Origin of the sequence: Bacillus cereus group sp. N21, from assembly GCF_016483395.1 — a bacterium.
In the GTDB taxonomy this organism is placed as follows: Bacteria; Bacillota; Bacilli; order Bacillales; family Bacillaceae_G; genus Bacillus_A; species Bacillus_A pseudomycoides.
In genome coordinates, this window is sequence record NZ_JAEHBX010000131.1 from 1 (window position 1) to 5,515 (window position 5,515).

Here is a 5,515-nt window from a genome sequence, read left to right on the forward strand (position 1 = left end):
TCTAGAATGGCGTTTAGAAATCCGGTTAAAATTTCTTCGTTCCCCTTCGTTCCGAATAACTGTTTAAAAGCAAAATCGATTCGTAAATTTACTAATTTTGTGGACATGGGTTTCCTCTCCCTGTCTTTCTGTTCTTCTTCTTATTTTATAATTGAACTCTCTATATAAGCAAATGCTACTTTTACCACTGTAGCTTCAATTCATCACAGTACACATCTAACTCCGTAAAACAGTTTTGTAAATCCGCTTCAAAATCAATTTCATGAATTATGCTATCTACCTTTTGTTCTAAATCTGAAATTGTGATGTAAGGAACATAAAATATATATTCTCCCGTGCATTGTTCCATATTATATTGTGATATGAGAAAGGATTCGATATTCTTTCGAACTTTCCCCTTTCCCCGTACAAATTTATTATTATTTTCTACACGCAACAACATACGAATAGTTGCTGTTTTTTCTTCTGTTTCCTCATTCTTTTGTACTTGCTTGTGTTTTCGTATGTATCGGTACAGTGTTGCTTGGCTAATGCCAGTCATATCTATAATTTCTCGAATACTATATTGCTCTGACTTATATAAATTTAATGCCTTTTGAATATAGGTATCTTTAATACGAGGACGACCACCAACCCTCCCTCTTGCCCTTGCACTTTCAAGACCTTCTTGTGTTCGTTGGGCAATTAAATCTCTTTCAAATTGGCTGAATGCTTGAAATACAGTTAACATTAATTTTCCTTGAGGGGTATTCGTATTAAATTGTTCTTTAATGCTAATCAGTTTGACTCCTTTATTTTCAAAGTAATCAACAAGTTCGATTAAATCCTTTGTACTTCGTCCTAATCTAGAAAAACTTTCAACAACTAATGTATCACCAGGTCTAATTTTATCTTTCAACCGAGTAAGCTCTGGACGATCACTTTTCGTACCTGTCATTTTTTCAGTCAAAATTTCAGTACAGTTATAATTTTGAAGCATATCTATTTGACGAATCAAATCTTGTTGTTGGGTACTTACCCTTGCATAACCATAAACATATGGATTCATAAAATCACCTATCCTTTACACGATAATTTTATCATAAAGGGTAGTTAAAGTTAATTTGATTTTGATAATAGTTTTGATAACGTAGTTAAGCGATTTATACGGCTTATATTTTGTTCATTTTGTATTTATCAAAAACCATCGTTTTTGATAAGGTGTTTTACAACAATTCGATAATGATTCAAAAGGTCTACGTGATTTTGAAGTGTTTCAAAATGTTGTCTCATTTTTCAATTAATGCAAAATGGTATAATTTGAGTAGAGATAAATTAAAATGGAATTGGGGAAGAAAAATTATGATGGAAGGCGTCATATTTCTTTATTAACATTACATAGGGCACGAATCTGAATTCGTTCGGGAGGATCAATTATGGAATATCAAGTATGGGTTAAAGAAAATTTAGAAGATCTAGCTAAAACAAGAGGATTTTCCCTTGTTAATGGAAATATTCATATAAATGTAGAAAAAGATAATCAAATAGAAATACCCAATCTAGAAGAATTTCTAGACTTTCATGTTTATGTAGAAAATAAATTGCTATTTTACATGTACATATACGACCGTAAGGAGAATTATGTAATTCCTGATGAATACCACCAAAAGTATGAAGATGCAATTCAAGAACAAGTAAGTGCAGAAATTTATAAGTATAATAAAATGTTAAGTGAAATTAATTTTGAAAAACCAGCATCTGTATTAATTTATTACATAAAAGATGGGTTCTTATTTTTTAATTATACCGAAAGAGTAGAAATCGGTGAGCTTTGTGAATATGACGATATGGTAAATATAATTGTTGAAGAAATCGTACAAGAAATTCCAGAAGAAAAGTTAGAAGAGATTAAGAACAATCGTAAAAATAAAATCGATAAACAATTAATAGAGTTAAAAGAATGTATTTTTGCAGATCCAGAATTTAAAATCGCTACAAATGATTTGCGTAGAAGACGATATGCTTCTCAATTTTTTGAAGATCGTTCGGGTGATATAGAATTAATACGTCGTGCTGGTTATCATCATCAATTTCTTTTTATAGAAGACATATGGAGAGAATTTAAGGCAAAAGGGTTACATAAATAATATATGTATCACCTCCTATGGTTTTAATATGCTACGAATCAGTGAAAAGGTAGAAAGCGGATTGGAGAATGTTATGAAAAATTTAACTTGGGAAACAATTGAAACAAATGCAATCTATTTTTCTAAAAATCGGAAAAATTGCAGGGGGGATGAGCGACAGGAAGCACAGAAATTTGAGATTGATCTAATGAACGTATTCGGTGTAGATTTCCATGAAGGACTTCACGAATATCAAGTCAGAGATAATCAAGGGAAAATTGGTTATATTGATTATCTTTTGCCAGGTAAAATTTTAATTGAAATGAAGAGTAAGGGAGAAAGCCTTATTCGTGCCTATAATCAAGGTTACGACTATACAAAGTGCTTAAAGCCAGATGAATATCCAGAATTACTCTTGGTTTCTGATTTCGACTATATTCAAGTAACTAATTTGAAGACCATGCAGACTTTTAAAAGATTCAAAGTAAGTCAATTAAAAAGTCATGTTCGTATGCTTGGAACACTAGCCGGATACACTTCTGAAATAACCTTTAAAACAGATATTGAAGTTAATACAGATGCCTCTTATAAGATGGCGAAGCTGCATGATGCAATAAAAGCAAATGGTTACGAAGGAGAAGATTTAGAGATCTATCTTGTCAGACTTCTATTCTGTTTATTTGCAGAAGATACTGGTATATTTGAGGAAAGAACTTTTGAACAATATATTAAAAGTTCTCAAGAAGATGGAAGTGATTTATCTTCAAGAATCATGTTACTATTCAGTACCTTAGATACACCAGATAATAAAAGAATGACTAATTTACCTGAAGAGTTGAAAAGGTTCCGTTATATTAATGGTAAGCTATTCGCCAAACAGCTACCGCCTGCTTATTTTGATAAAAAAATGCGTAAATTACTATTAGATTGTTGTGATTTTGATTGGGCTTATATATCACCAGCTATATTTGGTGCTATGTTCCAGGGTGTCATGGATGAAAAAGAAAGACGTGAACTAGGTGCTCATTATACAAGCGAAGAAAATATTTTTAAACTCATAAAACCATTGTTTCTAGATGATTTATGGGAAGAATTTGAAAAGAGTAAAAGTACAAAAGTAGAATTAGAAAGATTCCATGAAAAATTATCTACTATAAATTTTTTGGATCCTGCTTGCGGATGTGGAAATTTCTTGATTATAACATATCGTGAAATACGATTACTTGAATTTGAAGTATTGAAAATGTTATATGACAATAGACAACTTATAATTATAGATACACTTTGCAAAATTTCAATTGAACAATTTTATGGTATTGAGTATGAAGAATTCCCGTGTCAGATTGCACAAGTAGGTTTATTACTAATGAAACACCAACTAGACAAGGAAGTCTCTAACTACTTTGGAATGAATATTATAGACTTTCCTATTAGAGAAACAGCTAATATTGTGCATGGAAATGCACTAACAATTGATTGGGAAGAAGTCATTCCTAAAAACAAATTGAATTATATTATTGGAAATCCACCGTTTATAGGAGCTTCAATGATGACGAAAGAACAAAAAAACGAAGCGGTTGAAATATTCGGTAAAATCAAATTATCTAATAGCATAGATTATGTTGGAGCTTGGTATCATAAGGCTTCACGTCTTATTCAATCTACATTTATAAAATGCGCATTTGTATCTACAAACTCTATTACACAGGGCGAACAAGTTAGACCCGTCTGGAATAAGATTATAAACGAATATGGAATGAAAATAGATTTTGCCTATCGGACTTTCAAATGGAATAATGATGCAAAAGGAAAAGCTGCAGTACATTGCATAATTATTGGATTTTCTTCAATGATAGTTCCTTCGACAAAGAAATTATGGAACGAAAAAAATAAATTAATGTTTGCAGATAATATAAACCCGTATTTAATAAATGCTCCAAATATATTAGTAGAAAGTAGAAGCACTCCTCTTTGTGATGTACCTAAAATATTTTTAAGCAATAAATTTACGGATGGAAATAATTTAGTTCTATCACCAGAAGAAAAAGACGAATTAATCAGAAAAGAACCGTTATCAGAAAATTATATAAGGAAATATATGGGGCCATCTGAATTTATACGTGGAAAAGATAGATACTGTTTATGGTTAAAATATGCAGATCCGAAATTATTAAAAGAGTGTCCATCTATATTAGAGAGAATTGAAAAAGTACGTGAATTCAGATTACAAAGTACAGCTGCACCAACAAGAGCAAAAGCAGACACACCACATCTGTACTTTTTTATATCACAACCTGATACAAATTATTTATTTATTCCCGGACCTTCTAGTGAAAAAAGAAAATACATACCAATTGGATTTGTTTCAAAAGACATTATATCTGGAAATGCAGCACTGATTGTTCCAAATGCCACATTATATCACTTTGGGGTATTAACATCTAGTGTGCATATGGCATGGATGAGAACTGTAGCTGGACGTTTAAAAAGTGATTATAGATATTCAGGAAGTGTTGTCTATAACACATTCCCCTGGCTAGAAGCAACTGATGAGCAAAAAATCGAAATTGAAAAAGCTGCACAAAATATTCTTAATGTAAGAGCACTTTATCCTGATAGTTCATTGGCTGATATGTATGGTGAAAATATGTATTTATATACTGAACTTTTAAAAGCACATCAAAAACTCGATAAAGAGGTATGTAGAGCATATGGATTCGTTTGGAAAACGGAAGAAGATTGCATAGCAATGTTGTTAAAACTATATCAAGAGCTAGCAAATTTAAATTAATGTATAAGGGGTACGGCAACATCACCATCAAGCTAAGAAAGGCAAATACCCCAAAAGGAAAAAATGAGCTTTCTTGTAATAAAAAACAAATCCGTAATATTAGGAGATTCCTTTTCAATGGCTATATTGAGAAATACGTGTATAAGACAGTATTTAAATTTAAGTATGATACGATTATAGTAAGGGGGAAAGCTATATGAACGGTCTACAAGAAAAAACATCTGAATTATTAAAAGAGAAAAATAAGCCAATCACTGTAGTTTTAAAGAGTGGGGTTAGGATCACCGGGCAGATTCTTGCAATGGACAAATTTACGATTCTTATGATGGTTCGTGGTAAACAGCAACTCGTTTACAAACAAGCAGTTTCAACCATTACTACATAATACATATGAGAATGATTCGACCATTTCTTAACATTTTCTCAACATTACATTATACATATATACGGTATAATAATAAGTAATTCTCTTTATCTTACTTATATATATTTGTTGTTTCCTGTTGCAGAATCCTTATCATAAGGATTCTATTTTTTTGTTCCAAAAGGTATGAAAATAATTTTAGGTTTATACCGAAAACAAAACACACCTTTTGGTACACATTAGCTATAAGAATTT

At 31.2% G+C, this 5,515-nt stretch carries 5 protein-coding genes; 3 read left to right on the forward strand and 2 right to left on the reverse strand.

Translation table 11 applies throughout. The features are described 5' to 3' along the window. Together JDS96_RS29415 and JDS96_RS29420 are read right to left on the reverse strand one after the other, a co-directional pair. Positions 1 to 107, reverse strand: a 107-nt coding sequence (locus JDS96_RS29415; protein WP_199668951.1) for a PD-(D/E)XK nuclease family transposase, incomplete at its 3' end; no start/stop codon positions are given. Between the two features lie 74 nt (positions 108 to 181). Next, on the reverse strand, positions 182 to 1,048 hold the full coding sequence (locus JDS96_RS29420) for a recombinase family protein (protein WP_199668952.1): 867 nt from the start codon (positions 1,046 to 1,048) through the stop codon (positions 182 to 184). 367 nt (positions 1,049 to 1,415) lie between these two features. On the opposite strand from JDS96_RS29420, the gene JDS96_RS29425 reads away from it, so the two are divergent. From JDS96_RS29425 to hfq, 3 genes are all read left to right on the forward strand, one after another. After that, the gene (locus JDS96_RS29425) at positions 1,416 to 2,126 is read left to right on the forward strand and encodes a hypothetical protein (protein ID WP_199668953.1); all 711 of its coding nucleotides are present in this window, start codon (positions 1,416 to 1,418) and stop codon (positions 2,124 to 2,126) included. A 73-nt stretch (positions 2,127 to 2,199) separates the two neighbouring features. After that, positions 2,200 to 4,896 (forward strand): DNA methyltransferase, encoded by a 2,697-nt coding sequence (locus JDS96_RS29430; RefSeq protein WP_199668954.1) that lies wholly within the window; start codon positions 2,200 to 2,202, stop codon positions 4,894 to 4,896. Positions 4,897 to 5,092: 196 nt separating this feature from the next. After that, complete coding sequence (gene hfq, locus JDS96_RS29435; RefSeq protein ID WP_199668955.1) at positions 5,093 to 5,281, forward strand: RNA chaperone Hfq; 189 nt, start codon at positions 5,093 to 5,095, stop codon at positions 5,279 to 5,281. Positions 5,282 to 5,515: the final 234 nt, after the last annotated feature.